This is a genomic window from Teredinibacter waterburyi (assembly GCF_001922985.1).
Taxonomy (GTDB): Bacteria; Pseudomonadota; Gammaproteobacteria; order Pseudomonadales; family Cellvibrionaceae; genus Teredinibacter; species Teredinibacter waterburyi.
Window position 1 is genome coordinate 373752 of record NZ_MRUH01000022.1, and the last position, 21205, is coordinate 394956.

Annotated in this window: 17 protein-coding genes; 9 read left to right on the forward strand and 8 right to left on the reverse strand. The window is 49.0% G+C overall.

The features are described from left to right. The first annotated feature begins 11 nt into the window (after positions 1 to 11). On the forward strand, positions 12 to 551 hold the full coding sequence (locus IDZ20_RS04560; RefSeq protein WP_188150226.1) for a type IV pilin protein: 540 nt from the start codon (positions 12 to 14) through the stop codon (positions 549 to 551). A 95-nt stretch (positions 552 to 646) separates the two neighbouring features. Here IDZ20_RS04560 and IDZ20_RS04565 read toward each other — a convergent pair whose 3' ends face one another. From IDZ20_RS04565 to IDZ20_RS04575, 3 genes are all read right to left on the reverse strand, one after another. Beyond that, positions 647 to 1213 carry a GspH/FimT family pseudopilin gene (locus tag IDZ20_RS04565; protein WP_188150227.1) on the reverse strand — a complete coding sequence of 189 codons (567 nt, stop codon included), beginning with the start codon at positions 1211 to 1213 and terminating at the stop codon, positions 647 to 649. A 199-nt stretch (positions 1214 to 1412) separates the two neighbouring features. Then, positions 1413 to 2780 (reverse strand): sigma-54-dependent transcriptional regulator, encoded by a 1368-nt coding sequence (locus IDZ20_RS04570; RefSeq protein WP_188150228.1) that lies wholly within the window; start codon positions 2778 to 2780, stop codon positions 1413 to 1415. Between the two features lie 2 nt (positions 2781 to 2782). After that, positions 2783 to 4375, reverse strand: coding sequence for a sensor histidine kinase (locus IDZ20_RS04575; protein WP_188150229.1), 1593 nt, complete (start codon positions 4373 to 4375; stop codon positions 2783 to 2785). Positions 4376 to 4647: 272 nt separating this feature from the next. Between IDZ20_RS04575 and IDZ20_RS04580 the strand changes: the two genes are divergently transcribed. Further along, entirely contained in the window at positions 4648 to 6276 is a 1629-nt protein-coding gene (locus IDZ20_RS04580; protein ID WP_188150230.1) for an NAD+ synthase, read from the forward strand. 162 nt (positions 6277 to 6438) lie between these two features. On the opposite strand, the gene IDZ20_RS04585 is transcribed toward IDZ20_RS04580, so the two are convergent. After that, positions 6439 to 7350, reverse strand: a complete 912-nt coding sequence (locus IDZ20_RS04585) for an outer membrane protein assembly factor BamD (protein WP_188150270.1) — start codon at positions 7348 to 7350, stop codon at positions 6439 to 6441. 396 nt (positions 7351 to 7746) lie between these two features. Between IDZ20_RS04585 and rluD the strand changes: the two genes are divergently transcribed. Together rluD and pgeF are read left to right on the forward strand one after the other, a co-directional pair. Beyond that, positions 7747 to 8811 (forward strand): 23S rRNA pseudouridine(1911/1915/1917) synthase RluD, encoded by a 1065-nt coding sequence (gene rluD / locus IDZ20_RS04590; protein ID WP_188150231.1) that lies wholly within the window; start codon positions 7747 to 7749, stop codon positions 8809 to 8811. A 71-nt stretch (positions 8812 to 8882) separates the two neighbouring features. Beyond that, on the forward strand, positions 8883 to 9593 hold the full coding sequence (pgeF, locus tag IDZ20_RS04595; RefSeq protein WP_245792106.1) for a peptidoglycan editing factor PgeF: 711 nt from the start codon (positions 8883 to 8885) through the stop codon (positions 9591 to 9593). Between the two features lie 51 nt (positions 9594 to 9644). On the opposite strand, the gene IDZ20_RS04600 is transcribed toward pgeF, so the two are convergent. Beyond that, positions 9645 to 10382, reverse strand: a complete 738-nt coding sequence (locus IDZ20_RS04600) for a hypothetical protein (RefSeq protein WP_188150233.1) — start codon at positions 10380 to 10382, stop codon at positions 9645 to 9647. A gap of 313 nt (positions 10383 to 10695) precedes the next feature. Between IDZ20_RS04600 and clpB the strand changes: the two genes are divergently transcribed. Next, positions 10696 to 13329 carry an ATP-dependent chaperone ClpB gene (gene clpB, locus IDZ20_RS04605; RefSeq protein WP_188150234.1) on the forward strand — a complete coding sequence of 878 codons (2634 nt, stop codon included), beginning with the start codon at positions 10696 to 10698 and terminating at the stop codon, positions 13327 to 13329. Between the two features lie 126 nt (positions 13330 to 13455). Here clpB and IDZ20_RS04610 read toward each other — a convergent pair whose 3' ends face one another. Beyond that, positions 13456 to 13905, reverse strand: a complete 450-nt coding sequence (locus IDZ20_RS04610; RefSeq protein ID WP_188150235.1) for a DUF4124 domain-containing protein — start codon at positions 13903 to 13905, stop codon at positions 13456 to 13458. 172 nt (positions 13906 to 14077) lie between these two features. Beyond that, complete coding sequence (locus IDZ20_RS04615; RefSeq protein WP_188150236.1) at positions 14078 to 15061, reverse strand: SDR family oxidoreductase; 984 nt, start codon at positions 15059 to 15061, stop codon at positions 14078 to 14080. Positions 15062 to 15634: 573 nt separating this feature from the next. Between IDZ20_RS04615 and IDZ20_RS04620 the strand changes: the two genes are divergently transcribed. Together IDZ20_RS04620 and ilvN are read left to right on the forward strand one after the other, a co-directional pair. Continuing rightward, on the forward strand, positions 15635 to 17371 hold the full coding sequence (locus tag IDZ20_RS04620) for an acetolactate synthase 3 large subunit (protein ID WP_188150237.1): 1737 nt from the start codon (positions 15635 to 15637) through the stop codon (positions 17369 to 17371). Then, complete coding sequence (gene ilvN, locus IDZ20_RS04625) at positions 17371 to 17862, forward strand: acetolactate synthase small subunit (RefSeq protein WP_188150238.1); 492 nt, start codon at positions 17371 to 17373, stop codon at positions 17860 to 17862. Before IDZ20_RS04620 ends, ilvN begins: the two co-directional genes overlap by 1 nt. Positions 17863 to 18006: 144 nt before the next feature. Here the strand turns inward: ilvN and ilvY are convergent, their stop codons facing one another. Continuing rightward, positions 18007 to 18882, reverse strand: coding sequence for an HTH-type transcriptional activator IlvY (gene ilvY, locus IDZ20_RS04630; protein ID WP_188150239.1), 876 nt, complete (start codon positions 18880 to 18882; stop codon positions 18007 to 18009). Positions 18883 to 19028: 146 nt separating this feature from the next. Here ilvY and ilvC point away from each other — a divergent pair, with 146 nt between their 5' ends. Next, the gene (gene ilvC / locus IDZ20_RS04635; RefSeq protein ID WP_188150240.1) at positions 19029 to 20045 is read left to right on the forward strand and encodes a ketol-acid reductoisomerase; all 1017 of its coding nucleotides are present in this window, start codon (positions 19029 to 19031) and stop codon (positions 20043 to 20045) included. 152 nt (positions 20046 to 20197) lie between these two features. Beyond that, positions 20198 to 21046: a CDP-diacylglycerol--serine O-phosphatidyltransferase gene (pssA, locus tag IDZ20_RS04640; RefSeq protein WP_188150241.1), complete on the forward strand. Its 849-nt coding sequence runs from the start codon at positions 20198 to 20200 to the stop codon at positions 21044 to 21046. Positions 21047 to 21205 lie beyond the last annotated feature (159 nt).

The window sequence follows — 21205 nt, forward strand, 5'->3', positions numbered from 1 at the left end:
AAGGCAAGCCAATGTTACGGATCAGAAAGTGTCGGATAAAGACAGAGTTCGCCTTGTCGCTACCAGATCGAACTAGATTCGAGAGCTGTGTCGTTCGAGCGCGGGGGTTTACCTTAATTGAACTCCTTATTACTCTTGCCGTAGTCGCCATTATTTCTGTATTCGCTGTCCCGTCCTATATGGAGCAGGTAAAGCGAGGTAAACGCGCAGAGGCCAAGGCCTTTGTTTTAGATATGGCCTCACGACAAGAGCGTTTCTATAGTTTATACAGCTCCTATACTTCGGTTATCGTCGCTCCAACTGGCTGTACTGGCGCGGCATGTGGTTTGGGTCTAGGTTCGAATTTAAGTGAGACTGAACACTACTCGACGAGTGTCGCACTATTGCCAAGTGGTTGTGCTCCAAACAGCGCTAGCCCTTGCTCAGCGTTTACCCATACGGTGAGTTTAGTTGTGACGACTTCTGATTCGGCCTGCACGGCTTTTACCTTAACGAATACCGGGGTCCGCGGTAGTACAGGAACAGAGACCACGCAGACGTGTTGGCGCTAAATTAAGTTATAACTCAGGTTATTGCGGCAGCTAGCTACTAATTTAAAGCAGCTAAAGATTTGATGGCTGTTTTAGTTTTAGCGAAGGCTATACGTTTAGTTGCAACTGCCAGTAAGCTCGTGGTGTTTCGCTATTCTGCTGCGCCCTGTGTGGTAAAAAATAATCCGCGCTTTCGTTTCACCTGCTGACTCACCGTGTGTTTGGCAAAGGTAGAAGCTTCCATTTTGACCTCGCGTGCTACCATCTGCTTGAAACTGTACATATTGACGGTTGGCGGATGACCTCATTGTAAGTTGCTGGCTTGTATCAATAACATCACGCACTCGCAGTAGTGTGTCTTCCTCTGAAATCTCTCGGTTGGCGTCCTTATCTAGAAAAACGATGACGGGGTTTCTCCAGTCGCGACTGCAGTTTATGAGATCTGTGCTGGGGCATAAGGTAATGTTCTCGCGTGTATCTATCGCTGTTTGTCGTGCAAAGTTCATCATATGAAGAATCGAGGACAGGCTGGTTTTTTTCTTGTGAGTATTGAGTATTTCGGTAAGGGATGGAACGCCTAGACCGAGTACTAAAGCGAGAATACTTATACTTAACAGTATGTCGAGTAGCGTAAAGCCACGAGTTTGAAGGCGGGGTGATTGTCTGTAGGCAAATTTATACATGGCTGGCGATCCTTGCGTTGTGTGGGATCATCCTGATCCAGTTGTTTGAAGAGCTTGTGCTTAAATATCAAAAGGTATCACTCATTGCTCCGGCGGGGCTGTGATACTGCAAATAAATTTACGTCTAGACGCGACTAAAATATGTAGGAAATATCGCAAACAGTAGGCTGATATTGTCGCTTTGCGTCGTCCGACAAACTTAGTCGCTGTCGTCCAATCCTAACTTGGCCAACCTATAGCGTAGTGAGCGGAAGCTTATGCCAAGCTTTTTAGCTGCGAGTGTTTTATTCCAGCGCACTTGCTCTAATATTTCACAAATAATTTCTTTTTCAATATCGGAAAGGTAATCGTCAATCGATGCATGTGTCTGGCAAGCTTGTAGGTGCCCGCCGATTCTGGTTGGCTTTATAGTATTACTGCTTGTCGAACGTTCGTCGAGTTGCAGGTCTTGGTCGGTAATTTGATCATTTTCACATAGTGTGAATGCACGCTCCAAAATATTTTCCAGCTCGCGAATGTTACCTGGGTATTGATAGTGTGTAAGTGCTTTTAACGCTGCGCTGGTAACTTTGGGAGCATTGAGCTGATGATCGTTGGCAATACGCTCTAATAAAAAGCCAATCAGTTCTGGAATATCTTCCGTTCGCTCACGCAATGGTGGCGTGGTGATTTGGATTACATTGAGTCGATAAAATAAATCTTGGCGGAATTCGCCCTTGTTGACCAAGTTCTCAAGGTCTTTGTGAGTGGCGCTGAGAATACGTACATTGGTAGCGAACTCTGCCTGCGCACCAATTGGACGAACAGCCTTTTCTTGTATTGCACGCAACAACTTTACCTGCATTTCCATCGGAAGATCGGCAACTTCGTCTAGAAAAAGCGTACCGCCTTCTGCCGCTTGGAATAAACCTTGTTTGTCGGTAGAGGCACCTGTGAAAGAACCTTTTTTATGCCCGAAGAATTCGCTTTCCATTAATTCTTTAGGGATGGCGCCGCAGTTGACCGCAACAAAGGGGTGCGGACCGCGTGGGCCTAATTCGTGAATAGATTTTGCGACGAGTTCTTTGCCGCTACCGGACTCGCCGCTGATGTATATAGGTGCTTGGGAGCGAGCGAGCTTCAAAATGGATTTTTTTAGTGTGGCGATTTGCGCCGATTGGCCGACTATGCGTGAACTCGACTCGCTTGAGGAGGGCAGTTGACTTGATGTTATTGCAGTGCCAACTAATTTACGCAGAGCGGAGAGCTCTATTGGCTTGTTGACAAAATCGAAGGCGCCGGCCTTCATTGCCTCTATTGCCGTATCCATATTGCCGTGCGCGGTAATAACGGCTACGGGTAATTCTGGGTGGTGTCGCTGAATATAACGCACTAGATCTATGCCATTACCGTCAGGTAATTTCATGTCAGTCAAACAAATGTTGTAGTTGACCTTCTCTAGAAATGCAGTCGCCTCGGCAATATCGGCAGCGCTGTCAACCGCCATATTCATGCGCGATAGTGTTATTTCGAGTAGCTCTCGAATATCGGGTTCGTCGTCAATTATTAGTGCTCGGATGTTTGACATGATTAAATCATTCGCTGGTGATGAGGGCAGTTGATTCTAAAGCAACTTTTACCCTGAGGGGTTCGTTGAAAAAAGATCGATGCTTGATTGATTTCACATAGCTCTCGGGAAATGTATAGGCCAAGCCCCGAACCTTTTTCATCTGTGGTGTAGAAGGGGTCGAATATCTGACTTAGCATTTCGTCGCTCACTCCGGGGCCGTTATCGATAACTTCGATAAATGGTGTGTCGTCATTTTCACTGATTCCCGCACGAATTTCTATCTGCGCTTTACCTGTCTGCCGTAGACTAAACCTTAAACCGTTATCACAGAGATTGGTAAGTATTTGGGTAAGGTGAACCGGGTCAAACTTTGCCGAAAGATGTTCTGATATTGGGTGTAGTTGTATCTCGCTGGCATTACTAGCATCGTATTCTGAAATAAAACGCGGTAACCATCGATTTAAATCGATTTGCTGTGCCTTGGGTTCTTTACGGCTGGATAATACCAAGGTGTTCTCGATTATTTGATTCACGCGATCTGAGTGCTGCAAAATAATTTCCATTAACCGGGAATCACTCGGGTGCAGGTGTTCCGATTCTTTTAACAGTTGTGAAGCGTGGGATATAGCGCCAAGAGGGTTGCGTACTTCGTGAGCAATGCTTGCGGTTAGGCGACCTAGTGAGGCCAGTTTCAATTGCTGTGCGTGCTGTGCTAGGGATCGATAGTCTTCCATGTACAGTATCGTTCGTTCTTGCCCTTCTGTTTCTAGCAGGGCAAAGCTTACCCGCGCTTCTTGACCCGCTCGTAGCAAGTGTTGTTTTGGAATACCAACAACGGGGTTTTTGTGCCAAGTGTTTACTAATGTTTCTAGGTTCGATATTTCAGCAATCGAATGGCCAATGTAGTTTTCTTGCGGTAGCCCTAACAATTGCATTGCAGATTGGTTTAACAATTCGATACGGTTTTTTTCATCGATAACCACAATGCCTGTGCGCATGCGGGTAATAATATGCTGCGCTAATCTCTGGAGGTGCTCTGCGTAACGCGCTTGAGAGGCAGCTTCAATGTCGCTAATACGTATTTTTTCGGTCAGGTAATGAAAGCTTATGGATGTAATAAAAATCAATACACCCAAGGACCCAGCAGAAAATAACGCGCTTGTTAAACTATCGTGAGTGTTGGGTAGATAAAATGAATCGCCAATAACAAATAGGCTGACCATTGCAGCGAAAGCAAAAGCGAGCTGGCCTCGAATAAAAATACTTGCGATAGCGACATTGATAAGTAATAGGTAGCCCAAACCCGAATCAATACCACCGCTGGCGTGAATCATCAGCAATAGGGCGATGATGTCGATTATGAGCAAAAAACTAATACGTTTGATCGAATGGGTTAGCTGTTTTGCTCGAAAGACGAATAGTGATCCAAAGCTAATCAGGCAATAGCCCGAAGCGGCGAAATTAAACAGGTCTGGCTGCAGCTTGCCCAATACCGATGCTGCCACGCCGCTAGTGTAGGTAAGCCAAAGTACGGCCCCTAAAATAAGTCGGTAGTAGAGATAGATCTGTAAAATTTGTAAATTGTGTGTCGGCGTTGTAGGTATTGCTTTCAATTATGGCCCCAGTGACGGTTGTATCGACCCTTCGTATAGTCCAATAGTTTCGCAATACAAAAGTTTCGCAGCAGTTTCTCTATTGTCTTGCGATGGCCGTGCAGTGATCTGCGTCGGCGTATTGGAACGGTCGTTGATTATTTTTGCCCTTTTAAGAGCTTTGCAGGACAATGCCATGCTTCGTAAATTGAATCTACTCTTGTAGGTAAGCGGATGGCATTAGATTGATGCCGTCAAGCCTCCCTTAGAATGTCGTGGAATGTGAAAAGTATATGTCAAAATTGATAATAGCACTGGCTCAAATCAACCCTTTAGTCGGCGATATCGACGGCAACTTGCAGTTGGTGGTGGACTCGGCACGCAGGGCCTACAACGAATACCAGGCTGATATTATCGTATTCCCAGAACTTACCTTAACGGGTTACCCGCCAGAAGACCTGCTATTGCGGCCGAGTTGCCATAAGCGCGTACAGAGGGGCTTGCAAGCCTTGTGTGACGCACAATTACCAATTTCGGTGGTTGTCGGCTACCCCAAGCAGATCGGTGCCGAGATGTTCAATATGGCGGGGGTAATCGAGGGTGGCCAGCTTGTATACGAATATGCGAAGCAGTGTTTGCCTAATTATCAGGTATTTGATGAGAAGCGCTACTTCACCGCTGGCTCGCAGCAGGGTGTGTTTAGCTGTAAGGGCGTATCGGTTGGGATTTCTATTTGCGAGGATATTTGGGATGGTAGCCCCGTTGCTCAGGCTAAATCCTGCGGCGCCGCGCTGCTGTTAAATTTAAATGCCTCTCCGTTTCATCAGCACAAGCAGCAAGAAAGAGAGTCCTTGGTATCGCAGCGAGCGAAAGAAATCGATGCGCCAATTGTCTACGTGAATCAGGTTGGTGGCCAGGATGAGCTGGTGTTTGATGGCGGATCTTTCGTCGCTGACGCTAGGGGCGAAATTGTTAGTCGAGTCGGCCACTTCGATGAACGCCTTGCCGTGGTTGTATTCGGCAGTGCCGATGGTGCTATTACAAGTACTACGGCTCCGGCCTCTGTAGAGCAGAATCCGCTGGCGGTTACTTATTCTGCCTTGGTACTCGGGGTTCGAGACTATGTGAATAAAAACGGATTTAAGGGTGTCGTTTTGGGGCTTTCTGGGGGTATTGATTCGGCACTAACACTGGCAATTGCGGTGGACGCTTTAGGGGCCGAACGTGTGAATGCGGTAATGATGCCGTTCCGCTATACCTCAGACCTTAGTAAAAACGATGCGGAAGATGAAGCTCGGCGCCTTGGTGTTGATTATCAAAGTATTAGTATTGAGCCGATTTACGAAGCCTTTATGGGCCAGCTTGAAGAAACGTTTGCGGGAACACAGAAAGATACTACGGAAGAAAATATTCAGGCGCGCAGCCGCGGTGTGTTGTTAATGGCTATGTCTAATAAGTTGGGCTATTTGGTGCTGACGACGGGCAACAAAAGCGAAATGTCGGTCGGTTACGCAACGCTCTATGGCGATATGGCCGGCGGTTTAGACGTGCTGAAAGACGTCCCCAAAATAATGGTGTTTGAGCTCTCCAAGTATAGGAACACCATTAGTGAGGTGATACCGGTGTCGGTGATTACGCGCCCACCTTCAGCAGAGCTGGCCCCAGATCAAAAAGATGAAGATTCACTGCCGCCCTATGAGGTGCTAGACAGAATCTTAGAGTTGTATGTGGAAGATGATTGTAGTGCCGACGAGATTGTCGCTGAGGGCTTTGATGAAGCCGATGTGCGTAGGGTATTACGTTTGGTGGATATCAATGAATACAAGCGGCGTCAGGCTCCTGTCGGTATTCGAATTAGTCGCCGCGCTTTCGGACGAGATCGTCGCTACCCTATTACCAACGGCTGGAAAATTGGTGATTAGCTTGTGTTGGAAATAGAATCTAGCAGGAACTTGTTGAACGGGTATTTGGAGCTGCTTTCGATAGCGGCGCTGCGGATGTAAGAGCTGAGAGTTAACCGTTAGACGGAGGAGCGGACAGAAAACTCTGTCCGCTAGGAATACTATTTTAGTCTCGAGCGAACCTTAGTTCGGTGGAACTGGGTCTAAGTCTTCGTTATAGAATGGGTCGTAAAGTTCACGGCTATCGAAGTTTACGGTCGGCTGCTTTTTGAATAGTCCCAAGGTTAGATAGGTAACCCAAGACGTTTTTTTGTCGCGACCAAATTGGTAGTTAAACTTGCCATTTTTAAGGGCCGGATGCTCTGGGAAGTTAGCCGCTAACACCTTTACAGCTTGCTCAGAAAGATCATCCATACCTAATAGATGGTAAGCCTGAATCATAACGGCTAAGCCATCGGGGACAGCCGGTGAGCGCTGGAAGTTTTCGACCACAAAGCGACCGCGATTCGCTGCGGCAAGAAATGCACGACGCTCAAAGTAGTAGTTAGCAACGTGAATTTCGTAGCGTGCCATTAGGTTGCGCAAATAGATCATGCGCTTTTGCGCATCTAGCCCGTACTGACTGTCGGGGTAGCGTTGCAATAACTGCGCAAAGTAGTCAAACGATTCGCGCGATGTACCAACGTCGCGGCGGGTGGTATCGGCGGTCATGATAGCGAAGAACGAAGAGTCGTTGTGGAAGGCCGCGATACCACGCATGTAGTAGGCGTAGTCAACATTGCGGTGTTGCGGATGCAAACGGATAAACCGGTCTGCGGCGGCAGTGACCGCTTCGTATTCTTCCGCACGGAAGTAGACGTATATTAGTTCTAGCTGAGCTTGTTCGGCAAAGGTGCCGAACGGGAAGTTTTCTTCCAGTAACTCCAGCGCTTCAATGGCTGTGCTCCAGTACTGCAAGCGGATATTTCGCTCAGCAGCCTCAAACAGCAATTGTTCGCTGCTTTTATCAAATTTTTCTTTGTTGCTAGAGCAACCGGTCAGTGCCAAGGTGAGTAGGATGAGGCACAATGCTAAGGCTTTAAAACGATTTATCATTAGGGTGTCTAAACTCTGATCATCAATGTCGGCAATAGTCGTTGAGCTGGAAGCCGCTAAACCGTGAGGTTTAACAGCTAAGGCTTCAAGCGATATGGAGGCCGCGCTAAATTTGGCTTGACCCAAGCGAAAAGCTGAGCACAATGCCGACTACTTTTAATATGGTTCTTCTAAATAAGGTGCTTTTAGTAAATACAGCTCTTTTAATAAAGCGCTTCTAATTCTGTTCGTTTTCTTGCCCATCGCTGGTAACGCGGGCATGAAACATCAAATTCCCGCCCAGTTGTAATCCGCTAGTTACGATCTTGTTGCAATCCCTAGCAGGCCTACAAGCTTTTACCCTAGCCAAGGCTATAATGGGGCGACAGTGTAATGCAGCTCAAGGTTTAAATACAAATGCCCATTGATAACAGCAAGTCAGAATCCGCCTTAGGGCAAATAGACCAAAATGCTGGCCTCGACGCGGGGCAAGCCCCCCTCCTAGATGCCGATGCCGAAGTGCTGCAAGCCGAGTCAATCAGCCTCTCCTCATCGGTACCGTTGGAGCGTGCGGGCGATAGGTTGGATGTAGTTGTCGCCGATTTGTTCCCTGAATTTTCAAGGGCCAAATTGCAGGGCTGGATTAAAGACGAATCTTTATTGGTTAACGGTCGAGCCTGCAAGCCAAAAATGAAGCTCGCGGGCGGTGAAAGTCTGCAACTGAATGCGACCCCCGAGGTGCAGGGCGAATGGATTGCCGAGCCGATGGATCTCGAAATTGTCTACGAAGACGCGCATATTCTTGTGGTTAACAAGCCTGCAGGGCTAGTCGTTCACCCCGCCGCGGGTAATTATCAGGGCACGTTGCTGAATGGTTTGATTCACTACAACCCGAGTCAACGTTTGTTGCCGCGAGCGGGTATAGTGCATCGCTTAGACAAAGACACCACGGGCTTGATGGTGGTCGCAAAAACCGAGTTGGCACAAACAGACCTAGTCCGACAAATGCAGGCGCGTACGGTAAAGCGTCAATATGAAGCGATTGTTATGGGCGACGTGCGTCAAAGCGGCGTGGTTCGTGGCGATATTGGTCGTCATCCGACTAGCCGCACGCGTATGGCTGTAGTCACCAGTGGTGGTAAAGAGGCGATCACCCATTACGCCGGATTGGCTCGTTACAATGGTTTTACCCATTTAGAGCTGCAATTGGAAACCGGTCGAACCCACCAAATTCGCGTACATATGGCACATCTGGGGCACCCATTGGTTGGCGATGCCACCTACGGCAAGCGCTTGAATGCAAAGGCAATGCGAGCTCAGCCAGACCTAGTTGCCGTCGACCAATTTCATCGTCAGGCGTTGCACGCTGCCAAGCTCGGCCTATTTCACCCAGAAAGCGGTGAAGCATTACAGTGGCAAGTGCCCTTGCCTGAAGACATGTCCCACCTTTTGGCCTTGATTAAAGCCGCCGCCACTTCATGAGTGAGCCCTTGCTCGTTAGCCTGCAGGCCTATTTTGAGCCTGTGTGGCCATGTCCTCCGAGAGTTCGAGCATTGATTAGCACTCGTTCTGGTGGCGTGAGTGAGGGCTTTTGTGCGTCCAATAATCTTGCCCTGCATGTTGATGATTCACCCGATCACGTCGCCATCAACCGCGCGCGTTTAAGCGCGAAGATCAGCGCCAAGCCCTATTGGCTAAATCAGGTACACAGCACTCAAGTAGTAGACGTAGATACTTTGGGCAATACCGCTGGCGGCATCGCAGTGACGGCCGATGCCGCGTTCACGCGTGCGGCTGGGCGTGCCTGCGTTGTTATGACGGCCGACTGCTTGCCATTACTTATTTGCTCTCAGGAGGGGGACGAAGTTGCGGCGGTACATGCAGGATGGCGCGGCTTGGCCGATGGGATTGTGACTGCTACCCTATCTAAGTTTCGCGCCAAAAATAGTGATTTGATGGTGTTCTTGGGGCCTGCGATAGGGCCACAGCGATTTGAGGTTGGTGAGGATGTTTACGATGCGTTTCGCGCTGCTGCAATCACTCGTCGCTATAGTGAGCCACCGGAGCAGAGCTTTGTCCCAGCGACACAGGGCAAGTACTTCGCCAATATTTACAGTTTAGCTAGCGCTGAGTTGCGAGGGGCGGGGGTGGAACAGATTTATGGTGGGGGTTTTTGTACCTATTCGGATTCCGATCGTTTCTACTCTTTTCGTCGCGACGGTCAGACAGGTCGAATGGCCAGCCTTATTTGGCTGGCCGATTAGTAACCTCTTTGTATCTTTTCTTTGCAGCTATCTCTATGTGGTCGCGTGTTTCTACGGATGTTCGCCACGGGTTAGAGCAAGCTGCTTAACAACCTTCTTCGACCACTTACTCATCAATACTTTAAATTGACGGAAGTTAGTCGCTCGATTGGCTTCGATTGGTGCCGCATTCTGAAAGCGAGTTTCATCTCGGTCGACAATTCTGGCGAGGGGTTTGTCGTTAGCGGCAAAATCCAGATCCATCACTACCCGACCAGCCTGCCAAACAAAGGATTTATCTATTGAAGCTTTGGGTTCTGGTGCATTTAAGTACAGGTCGACCAGTTTTGGCGTCAGGATTACCGCATAGTCTGCAGGCTCTTCTAGTAGCTTCCATCCGGCATTGGAAAAGGCTCGGGCGAGCTGGGTTTTAAGTTCGTCACCATAATCGGCTGCTATTTTTGCGCGGTGGCTATCTGAAACAGTATGGCGATATTCCTTTAGCCAGCGCTTATCGAAGCTAACTTCGGCTTCGGTGATGTGAATGCGCTGTAGGCCGGGCCAGTCCGCGGTTTTTGCCAGGTAATATTCGTCAAAGTAGCGGCTCGATACCTTCTCTAGTGCGGGAGCTGCGGCGACCTTGGTTTCCGGCTTTGGCATTGCAGTGCTATTGAACGCCATGAAACTGAAAGAAAGTAAGCCTGCGAGTGCGGCTAGTTTCGCTACAAGGGACAACTTTTTTGGCGTGCTTATATGATTTGTGAGTGATTGGCTGTGCATGCGGTTGCGCACAGCTTTAATAATGTTCATGTTGACGATCTCCTCAAATGAGTGGCATGCATAAGGCACATTCATTCTATTCACGCGCATGAGTTTATTCTTTTGGCGCGGGTGGCAACTATAACAGAATTGTAAACCGCGTCTGCACCGGAATCTTTAACCTCCGCGACGATTGAGTTTCTCGATCTCGCCCCCATCTTTTCAATAGCCCCGAAAAGCCTTATTCGAGTTGATTTCACGTGACGTTAAGGCTTAATTAGCTTCAATGGCTCAGCAGAAAGAGTAGAGCCGCAGCAGCTCGGAACCGTATTTTTCCAACATTTTAATAAGTGAGATTGCCGCTATGCGAATCGACCGTTTAACAAATCAGCTTCAGATGGCGTTGTCCGACGCACAATCTCTTGCCGTTGGTCGCGATCATAATCAAATAGAACCGCTACACCTATTGCAGGCCATGTTGGACCAGCAAGGCGGTTCAGTGCGCCCGCTATTGTTGGCGGCCGGTTTTGATACTCAGGGTTTGCGCAATGAACTAACCAAACAGCTCGAAAATTTGGCGCGTATTCAGAATCCTACGGGCGACGTACAGTTGTCGCCCGAATTGGGGCGTTTGCTGAATTTGGCGGACAAGCAGGCACAGAAGTCTGGCGATAAATTTATTTCCAGCGAAAGTTTTTTACTTGCCGCGATTAAAGACGGTGATAAATCCTTAGGTAAGCTGCTGCTGAGTTTTGGCCGTGCGGACAGCCTGCAAATGGCGGTTGATCGTATTCGTGGTGGCGACACCATTGATAATCCAGAAGCCGAGGGCAATCGCCAAGCCCTAGATAAATATACCATCGACCTAACCGCGCGCGCCGAGGCCGGCAAATTAGACCCAGTGATCGGTCGCGACGATGAAATTCGGCGAACCATACAGGTGTTGCAGCGTCGCACTAAAAATAATCCAGTACTTATCGGCGAGCCCGGCGTTGGGAAAACGGCAATTGTTGAAGGTTTAGCGCAGCGCATAATTAATGGGGAAGTCCCAGAAGGCTTGAAGAATAAACGGCTTTTATCGCTCGATTTTGGCTCACTTTTGGCTGGAGCAAAATTTCGCGGAGAGTTTGAAGAACGTTTAAAAGCGGTACTGACAGAGCTAGGTAAACAGGAAGGTGGAATCATTCTGTTTATCGATGAATTGCACACCATGGTTGGTGCCGGTAAAGCCGAAGGCGCGATGGACGCCGGTAATATGCTAAAGCCTGCCCTAGCGCGAGGCGAGCTACATTGCGTTGGTGCAACAACCTTAGACGAATATCGAAAGTATATTGAAAAAGATGCCGCCTTAGAGCGACGCTTTCAGAAGGTGCAAGTTGACGAGCCGAGTGAAGCCGATACTATCGCTATTTTGCGTGGTTTGAAGGAGCGCTACGAAGTTCATCACGGTGTGGATATTTCCGACGCGGCAATCATTGCCGCCGTGAAACTTTCCCAGCGTTATATTACGGATCGTCAGCTACCGGATAAGGCGATTGACTTGATAGACGAGTCGGGTAGTCGTATTCGCATGGAGATCGATTCTAAACCCGAGCAAATGGATAAATTGGAGCGGCGCTTAATCCAATTAAAAATTGAACGTGAGGCGGTTAAAAAAGATGACGATGTAGCCGCTCGCTCACGCTTGAAAAAAATCGATGTAGATATTGAAAGTATCGAGCGGGACTATGCCGATTTAGATGAGATTTGGCGCGCGGAAAAAGCTGCGTTGCAGGGCTCGCAGGAAATTAAAAGTAATTTAGAGCAGGCTCGCTTAGAGCTGGATACCGCGCGTCGAGCGGGAGATTTGGCGCGCATGTCTGAATTGCAATACGGTATTATTCCCGAGCTGGAAAAGCAGTTGGATATGGCGGGCCAGGCCGAAATGCACGAGATGAAACTGTTGCGCAATAAGGTTACGGACGAGGAAATTGCCGAGGTGGTTTCTCGTTGGACCGGCATTCCAGTATCTAAGATGTTAGAGGGTGAACGCGACAAGTTACTGCGCATGGAGGAGTCGTTACATCGCCGTGTGATTGGTCAGGGCGAAGCGGTGACGGCCGTTGCCAATGCCGTGCGGCGTTCACGTGCGGGGCTTTCAGATCCTAATCGCCCAAATGGCTCATTTTTATTTTTGGGCCCAACTGGTGTCGGTAAAACCGAGCTGTGTAAGTCCCTTGCGGAATTTCTGTTCGATAGTACTGACGCCATGGTGCGTATCGATATGTCTGAGTTTATGGAGAAGCATTCGGTTGCACGCTTAATCGGAGCGCCGCCCGGATACGTGGGTTATGAAGAGGGCGGCTACTTAACCGAGGCGGTGCGCCGCAAGCCATACTCTGTGCTCTTGCTGGATGAAGTTGAAAAAGCTCATCCGGATGTCTTCAATATTTTGTTACAAGTGTTAGATGATGGACGTCTAACCGATGGGCAGGGGCGCACAGTCGATTTCCGCAATACGGTAATTGTTATGACGTCCAACTTGGGGTCTGATGCGATTCAGGAAATTGCCCAAAACCGCGCCTACGACAGTATTAGTTTTGACGAAAAAACTGAAGGCGCAGAAATAAATGAAAACCGCTACCAAGCTATGAAGGATGCCGTAATGCAGGTGGTCGGGGGACATTTCCGCCCAGAGTTTATTAACCGTATCGATGAAGTGGTGGTATTCCATCCTTTAGGCCGCTCGCAAATACGGGGCATCGCTGAAATTCAATTGGAAATTCTTCGTAAGCGTTTGCAGGAACGAGATCTTGAGTTGGCTATTTCTGATGAGGTCATGAATCGACTTTGTGAGGCTGGGTTCGATCCCGTTTATGGGGCTCGCCCATTGAAGCGAGCAATCCAACAGATGATAGAAAACTCCTTGGCTCAGGAGGTGCTCGCAGGGAAGTTTCCAGCGGGTGCAAAAATTGAGGCTCGCTTAGACGGTGATCGCGTTGTCTACGTTTTAGCTTAGGTGTTGCTTGAGTTGACAGTACTGGGATGTGCTGTGCAAATAAAAAAACGCCCTAGTTGGGCGTTTTTTTATTTTGCGTAGCTGCTACTTCGGTAGTTGCTACTTGGATTGGCGAGAGGCGTCGCTCTATTTGCAAATATCGTCGATAACACGTTGCGTGGTAGCAATCTCACTATCAATTTCTTCTTGAGTTAAATATCGAGCATCGCCATCGGCATTTTCCATGCGGACTCGTGTCGATTGTTGCAGGGTTGCAAGTCTTTGGCGCTCTTCGTCACAGCGACGATTCTGTTGTTCGGTTAGGCGGCGCTGACGCTCAGGGTCGGCGGCGGGCTCGCTTGTATTTGAGTTTGGCTGTTCTATTGAGGGTCTGGATGTACCGTAGGTTTTTACCAGTACCGCATCAACGCCTTTTGGTGGTGTCGAGCCGTAGTGAGTGACGCCTTTGTCATCTTGCCAGCGGTAATAGTTCTCAGCAAACAGCGAGCCGCTAGAGGCTAAAAGTGCCAGCACAAGGCACGCTAGGCCAATTCGGTGAGTCAAAGATTTGTCTGAAGGCTTGTTTGCACTGCTCATTGTTAAATCCCAAATGTCAAAATCATACTCTAGGCGTCACCTAACGGCTGACGGCCAGTCGGTATTAAAGCTCTATTAATAACAGCCGCTTAGTCGAAGTCTAGTTCAGTCTTAAGCATTGCTTCAAGCATAAGCGTAAATTACCAAAGACTTTATGTGATCTATGCCAAGTCTAAGCGAGTTCTGCTTGTATCAGTTGCTCCATCATTCGGTTGCTTTCGGTGGATATAACCTGACGCGCAGGGTCGGCGGCAAACCAGTCGAGGGTGGTTTTAATACCTTCGGCGAAGGGGATACTGCACTGGAAATCAGGTATCAGTACTTTGATTTTGCTGTTGTCAAACATCACGCTGGCAGATTTGTCGCCCAATAGAGAGCCGATATAGCTGTTGTCGTAGCGGCAGATTTTATCGGAGGTGACGTGAACAAGCTTGGCTTCTACCTCTAGTGCGGTAGCGATGTGCTGATAGATCTGGTTCCAAGTAAGCACTTCATCAGAGGTGATATGGTAGGCCTCGCCGATGCTGTCGGGGTGGCCGAGTAACCCCACTATACCTTTGGCGAAGTCTTCGGCATGGGTTAGCACCCAAAGTGAAGAGCCGTCTCCGTGAACGACAACCGGCAAGCCGCGTTTCATCCGATCGATAGCTGTGTACTCTGTCCAGCCGCCGATAGCGATGGGGATAACCGTTGAATAGGTGTGGGAGGGGCGAACAATAGTAAATGGAAATCCACTTTCACGGCCTGCGCGAGCAAGGCGTTGTTCGCAGGCGATTTTATTGCGCGAATAGTCCCACATCGGGTTCGATAGAGGGGTTGATTCTGTAATGATCGGGTGGCTGGGTGGTGTTTGATAGGCTGACGCGGAGCTGATAAAGACGTATTGATCGGTGCTGGTGCCGAATAAGCGTAAATCGCGCTCAATCTCCGCTGGTGTAAATGCGATCCAGTTCACCACCGCATCCCAAGTGTGACCTGCCAGTACGCTGGCTGCTGCGGCTTCATCGTTTATATCGCATTCCAGTGTGCTAACGCCTTTTAAGCGTGTGCCACTGAGGCCACGGTTTAGGTGCCACAGCTCGATACCGCGCTCCAAGGCTAAACAACTTACGGCCGTGCTGATATTACCGGTACCACCAATAAATAAAACTTTCATCGATCTACTCTTTTCGTCACGTCACAAAGCGGGTTGCTAGCGAGCGGTAGGCTAGGGCGTTGGTCGTTATTTAAATCCGATTAAGTTGAGCGAGTGTAGCAAAAATTATCCTCGCTGCCGCAGGGCTTTGGCAAAAACGCTGCAAACTGTACAAATTCAGCGCAATTGCTTGACATTGCTAGTTATATTGGGACAATTGGCGGTTCGCTAGATGGCTGTAGAACGCTGAGCAAACTCGGCCCCATCTCTACCCAGGCGTGCTAACCGCAGACCTGACCATCCTTTAGTGCGGGGAAGTTACAACACGACTTCCTGACCGGTGTTTTGTTTCGCCAAATTTTGGGTTTGTGATCCGAAGTGAGGGCAGCAAAACAACAGACCACAAGACTGTTCCCCGGACAATTAACGCATTAGTCATCGCAGCAGGGCCTCTGAACCTGCGCCTATTGTTGTAATTGATTAGATCTAAAATATGATTTCATTGCTTGAACTCGAAAACTAAATATTTTCGAGATTGCTGTGTAGTGCAGCAGTGACTTGAGCAAAACCTGAGTAAACCTAGAGGATATAAACGTGGAAAAGCTCTCCGGTGGAGACATTCTGATTCGCAGCCTCGCGGATGAGGGGGTTGAATGTTTGTTCGGCTACCCTGGTGGCGCGGCACTACATATATATGACGCTATATTTCGTCAGCAACGCGTAAAGCACATCCTTGTTCGTCACGAGCAGGCGGCCACGCATGCTGCGGACGGCTACGCTCGTTCGACAGGTCGAACGGGGGTGGTCTTGGTAACGTCCGGCCCTGGCGCAACCAATGCGATTACGGGGATTGCGACGGCCTATATGGACTCGATCCCTATGGTGGTGATCTCCGGTCAGGTCGCGTCTGAGCGCATTGGTGAAGATGCGTTCCAAGAGACCGACATGGTCGGTATCTCTCGCCCTATCGTAAAGCACAGCTTTTTAGTCAAAGACCAGCGCGATATTGCTGAGACGGTGAAAAAAGCCTTCTATATCGCTTCAACAGGCCGGCCCGGCCCTGTGGTTATTGATATTCCTAAGGATATTACTAACCCCGTCGACAAGTTCGATTATGCCTATCCAGACAAGGTCAAACTTCGTTCTTACACGCCGGCATTGCGCGGTCATACGGGGCAAATAAAGAAAGCCGTACAGTTACTCTTAACTGCGCGCCGTCCTGTTATCTATGCCGGAGGTGGTGTAGTGCAAGGCAACGCTTCGCCGCAGCTCACCGAATTGGCGAAGATGTTGAACTTCCCTGTTACCAATACTTTGATGGGGTTGGGCGCGTACCCAGGTACTGATCGCCAGTTTTTGGGCATGTTAGGTATGCACGGCATGGTAGAGGCGAATACAGCAATGCACCACGCTGATGTGATACTCGCTGTGGGCGCTCGCTTTGATGACCGTGTAACCAATACGCCGAACAAGTTTTGCCCTTCGGCAAAAATTATTCATATCGATATCGACCCCGCATCTATTTCGAAAACCGTGCCCGCCGATGTCCCGATTGTTGGCCCGGTCGATACTGTATTAGATGAAATGCTGGAGCTCGTTAAGGCGGCCAAAGAACGCCCAGACAGGAAGGCGATAGATAGCTGGTGGAAAGAAATTGAAGAGTGGCGCAGTCGCCACGGGATTATCCTAAATCCAAATTACGACGTTGATTCAGACATGATGAAGCCTCAAGAAGTGGTTCGTGCACTGTTTGAAGCTACTGGTGGTGATGCCTACGTGTGTTCGGACGTTGGTCAGCATCAAATGTTCAGCGCTCAGTATTACCAGTTTGATAAACCGCGCCGTTGGATCAATTCTGGCGGCCTTGGCACCATGGGGTTCGGCTTGCCTGCAGCAATGGGTGTACAGATAGCTCATCGTGATGCTGTAGTTGCTTGTGTTACCGGCGAAGGCAGTATTCAGATGTGTATCCAAGAGCTGTCGACCTGCACGCAGTATTCGTTACCGATCAAGATTATTTGCATCAACAATCAAGCCCTAGGCATGGTTAAGCAGTGGCAGGATATGCAATATGACAGTCGCTACTCCGAGAGCTTGTACGAAGATTCGTTACCCGATTTTGTGAAGCTGATGGAAGCCTACGGTCATGTTGGTATGCGTGTAACCAAGCGCTCTGAATTAAAAGCCAAGCTGGCGGAATGTTTTGCCATGAAGGACAAGTGTGTCTTTATGGATATTTACGTCGACCCCAAAGAACACGTATATCCAATGCAGGTTGCCCCCAATGGCTCCATGCGGGATATGTGGCTGAGTAAAACGGAGCGCACCTAATGAAACGTATCATTTCTTTGTTAATGGAAAATGAGCCGGGAGCACTTTCGCGCGTTATCGGTTTGTTTTCTCAGCGTGGCTACAATATTGAAACCCTTACCGTCGCACCTACGGAAGACTCAACCTTGTCGCGCCTCACGCTGACCACTATGGGGGATGACCATAAAATCGAGCAGATCACCAAGCACTTAAACCGCTTGGTTGATGTGGTCAAGTTGGTCGACCTAACGGAAGGTTCGCATATCGAACGTGAACTTATGATGATCAAGGTGCGTGCCACGGGTTCGCAGCGCGCAGAAGTAAAGCGCTGTGTAGACATCTTCCGCGGTTCGATTATTGATGTAACGGCGTCGGTGTACACCATTCAGATAACCGGCCCAACCGACAAGCTAAATGCGTTTTTCCAAGCGGTCGGCGAAGCGTCTATATTGGAGGTTGTGCGGTCTGGTGTTACCGGAATTGCACGAGGCGAAAAAGTCCTTAGTCTCTAATATGTACTCAGGCGCGTAACGCTATTGTTATTTTGCGCCGCAATAATGATCTGCGTTATACCGTTTGAGTCTGTTCAGTGGTTTTTTAAACTGAGCAGACTCAAATTTCTTTAGCTTCATACCTCGGCAATGTCTCCCTTCTTTTTATATTTGTGACCAAAAGGCTTCGACTACCGGGCTCTTAAGACGCTTCTCTAAAACGCAAACACCCACGTCGTAAGGTTTTAACTTGGCTTGATAGCGAAATGGCCGAACGCGATCTTTCAGCGGGCTGTTGTCCATCGCTATGCGCGGTACCAGCCCGACACCAAACCCCAAGCTAACCATGCTGACCAGTGCTTCGTGGCCAGCAACTTGCGCATGAATATTGGGGGTGATTTGGTTTTTGCGAAACCAATCGTCTAGCTGCTCGCGAGCGACGCCACGCTCAGAGATGATTAAGGGAATCTTATGCCAGAAATCTGCAGGGTATTGTTCGGCGATCTGTTCAAATCTGTGCCCCTCTGAAGGCGTAATAAATATGAGCGGGGACTGCGCAAAGCTTTTGAAGCTCAGTTCACTTGGTAGCCGCTCTGGGCGAGCGGCGATGGCGATGTCTTCGCGTCCAGACTGCACTCGTTCCAAGGCTTCGGCGGGGTCACCGGTATGGAGCTTTATTTGAATGTCTGGATGCAGGCGCCGAAAGTCCGTGAGCATGTCATACAGGAAGCTATAACTGGCGGTTACCGAGCAATAGATGCTGATCGAACCCGAAAGTGAATCCTTGGCGATTAAAAGTTGGTCTTGCAGCGTTTCCCACTGCTGAATCATCGCCCGAGCATGCTGCAGGAATAGCACGCCTTGCGCGGTTAGGGATACAGATCGGTTATCGCGGTCAAGCAAGCGAGCGCCAACCTCGGCTTCAATTGCTTGCAAGACACGACTGAGTTTGGACGGGCTGACATGGCTGCGTTCTGCCGCACGATGAAAGTGTTTAAGGTCGGCCAGAGTCTTAAATAGCCTAAGCTTTTCGATGTCCAAATGTGTATCCCAGTAAGTGCAACAATAGGTTGCAAATATATCATTTTACGGGATAAGTGTAATCACCTACACTGCGCATCGTTCTCAGCCCCCTGCGGGCATTGATTTTGCTCATTTCCATCACTTCCTATCTAGGGTAGAAAAACATGAAAGTTTATTACGATAAAGATTGTGATCTCTCGATCATCAAAGGAAAAAAAGTTGCCATCATCGGTTACGGTTCGCAGGGTCACGCTCACGCCTGCAACCTAAACGATTCCGGTGTTGACGTAACTGTAGGTTTACGCGCTGGTTCATCATCCATCGCTAAAGCTGAAGCTCACGGTTTAAAGGTGTCTGATGTGCCTGCTGCTGTTGCTGCCGCTGATGTTGTTATGATCCTTACTCCTGATGAGTTCCAGTCTCAGTTGTACAGGAACGAAATTGAGCCAAACCTAAAGCAGGGCGCTACCTTGGCGTTCGCGCACGGTTTTGCCATTCATTACAACCAGGTTGTGCCTCGCGCCGATCTTGATGTAATCATGATTGCTCCGAAAGCGCCTGGTCATACCGTGCGCTCAGAGTTTGTTAAAGGCGGCGGTATTCCAGACTTGATCGCTATTCATCAAGACGCTTCAGGCAATGCTAAGAGTGTTGCGCTTTCATACGCTTCCGGCGTTGGTGGTGGTCGTACCGGTATTATCGAAACTACTTTTAAAGATGAAACTGAAACCGACCTATTTGGTGAACAAGCCGTATTGTGTGGTGGTGCTGTTGAGTTGGTTAAAATGGGTTTTGAAACCTTGACCGAGGCAGGCTACGCTCCAGAGATGGCTTACTTTGAGTGTTTGCATGAGTTAAAGCTTATCGTTGACCTTATGTACGAAGGCGGAATTGCCAATATGAACTACTCAATTTCCAATAATGCGGAATACGGTGAGTATGTTACCGGCCCTGAAGTTATCAACGAAGAGTCGCGTGCAGCCATGCGTAATGCGTTGAAGCGTATCCAGAACGGCGAATATGCGAAGATGTTTATTAGCGAAGGCGCTACTAACTACCCGTCGATGACCGCTTATCGTCGCAATAACGCTGCTCACCCGATTGAGCAGGTTGGTGCTCAATTGCGCGGTATGATGCCTTGGATTGAATCTAATAAAATCATCGATAAAGCTAAAAACTAGCAGTCGGCAAGATGATTATAAAAGGCGCGGTTTACCGCGCTTTTTTTTCGACAGTAAAAAGGCCGTGTGTTTTCGGCGGCACCACTTGGAATGTAACGGGAATCGCTGTTTAATATTGCCCCCGCAACTGGACTCTCTACAAAGGTAATGTAATGACTGACCGAGATGATCAAAAATCAGATGACGAAGGTTTGGCACTGTCCGTACCCGATGTGCTGCCTGTAGACGAGCATGAGGAGGTCGTATCCGAGAACGGTGAGCGAGTGAGGCGAAAAGGCGTATATCTTCTCCCGAACCTAGTCACCACTGGGGCGTTATTCGGCGGCTTTTTTGCAATAGTGTCTGCAATGAACGATAACTTCGCAAATGCGGCTATGGCGATATTTGCGGCACAAATCTTAGACGGTTTTGATGGCCGCGTGGCACGAATGACAAACACTACGAGTGCCTTTGGTACTGAGTACGACAGTCTATCCGATATGGTCTCATTTGGTTTGGCGCCAGCGATAGCTTTGTTTAGCTGGGGACTAGAGCCGCTAGGTAAGTTCGGCTGGGCGGCAGCGTTTGTGTACGTAACCTGCGCAGCGTTACGTCTGGCACGGTTCAATACCCAGACTGCTACCGAAGATAAACGCTACTTCACGGGTCTTGCCAGCCCCCCCGCAGCAACACTGATGGCTTCGGGTGTGTGGATGGGGAGCGAGCTAGATATGACACCCCAGTTATCGGTTGCTGCAGCGCTAGTAACCATTTTCGTAGGCTTGATGATGGTGTCGAACTTCCGTTACCAGAGTTTCAAAGGCTTGGACGATAATCACCGCGTACCGTTTGTATCTATGTTTATCGTTCTGATGGTGTTTATTGTGATAACCATTGATCCTCCCAAAGTGTTGTTCCTACTCGCGTTCACCTATGCTGCGTCAGGGCCAGTTGGCTGGATGTGGTCGGCTTGGCGCAATCGTGCGGCTAAACGCGAGCCCGTCAGTGAGGATGAGAGTTAATAGAGCATTGGTATCGCGGCGGGGGTTTGATGAAGCTTGTCTTTGTTTTGCGTGGTCGCTAAGCAGGCAAAATGCCGCATTATTGATCGTCAAAAGGGTTAATTTAAATAAGTTAAGAAAAGGAGTTGACGGTGCGGTGCTGGATCAGCATAATGCGCG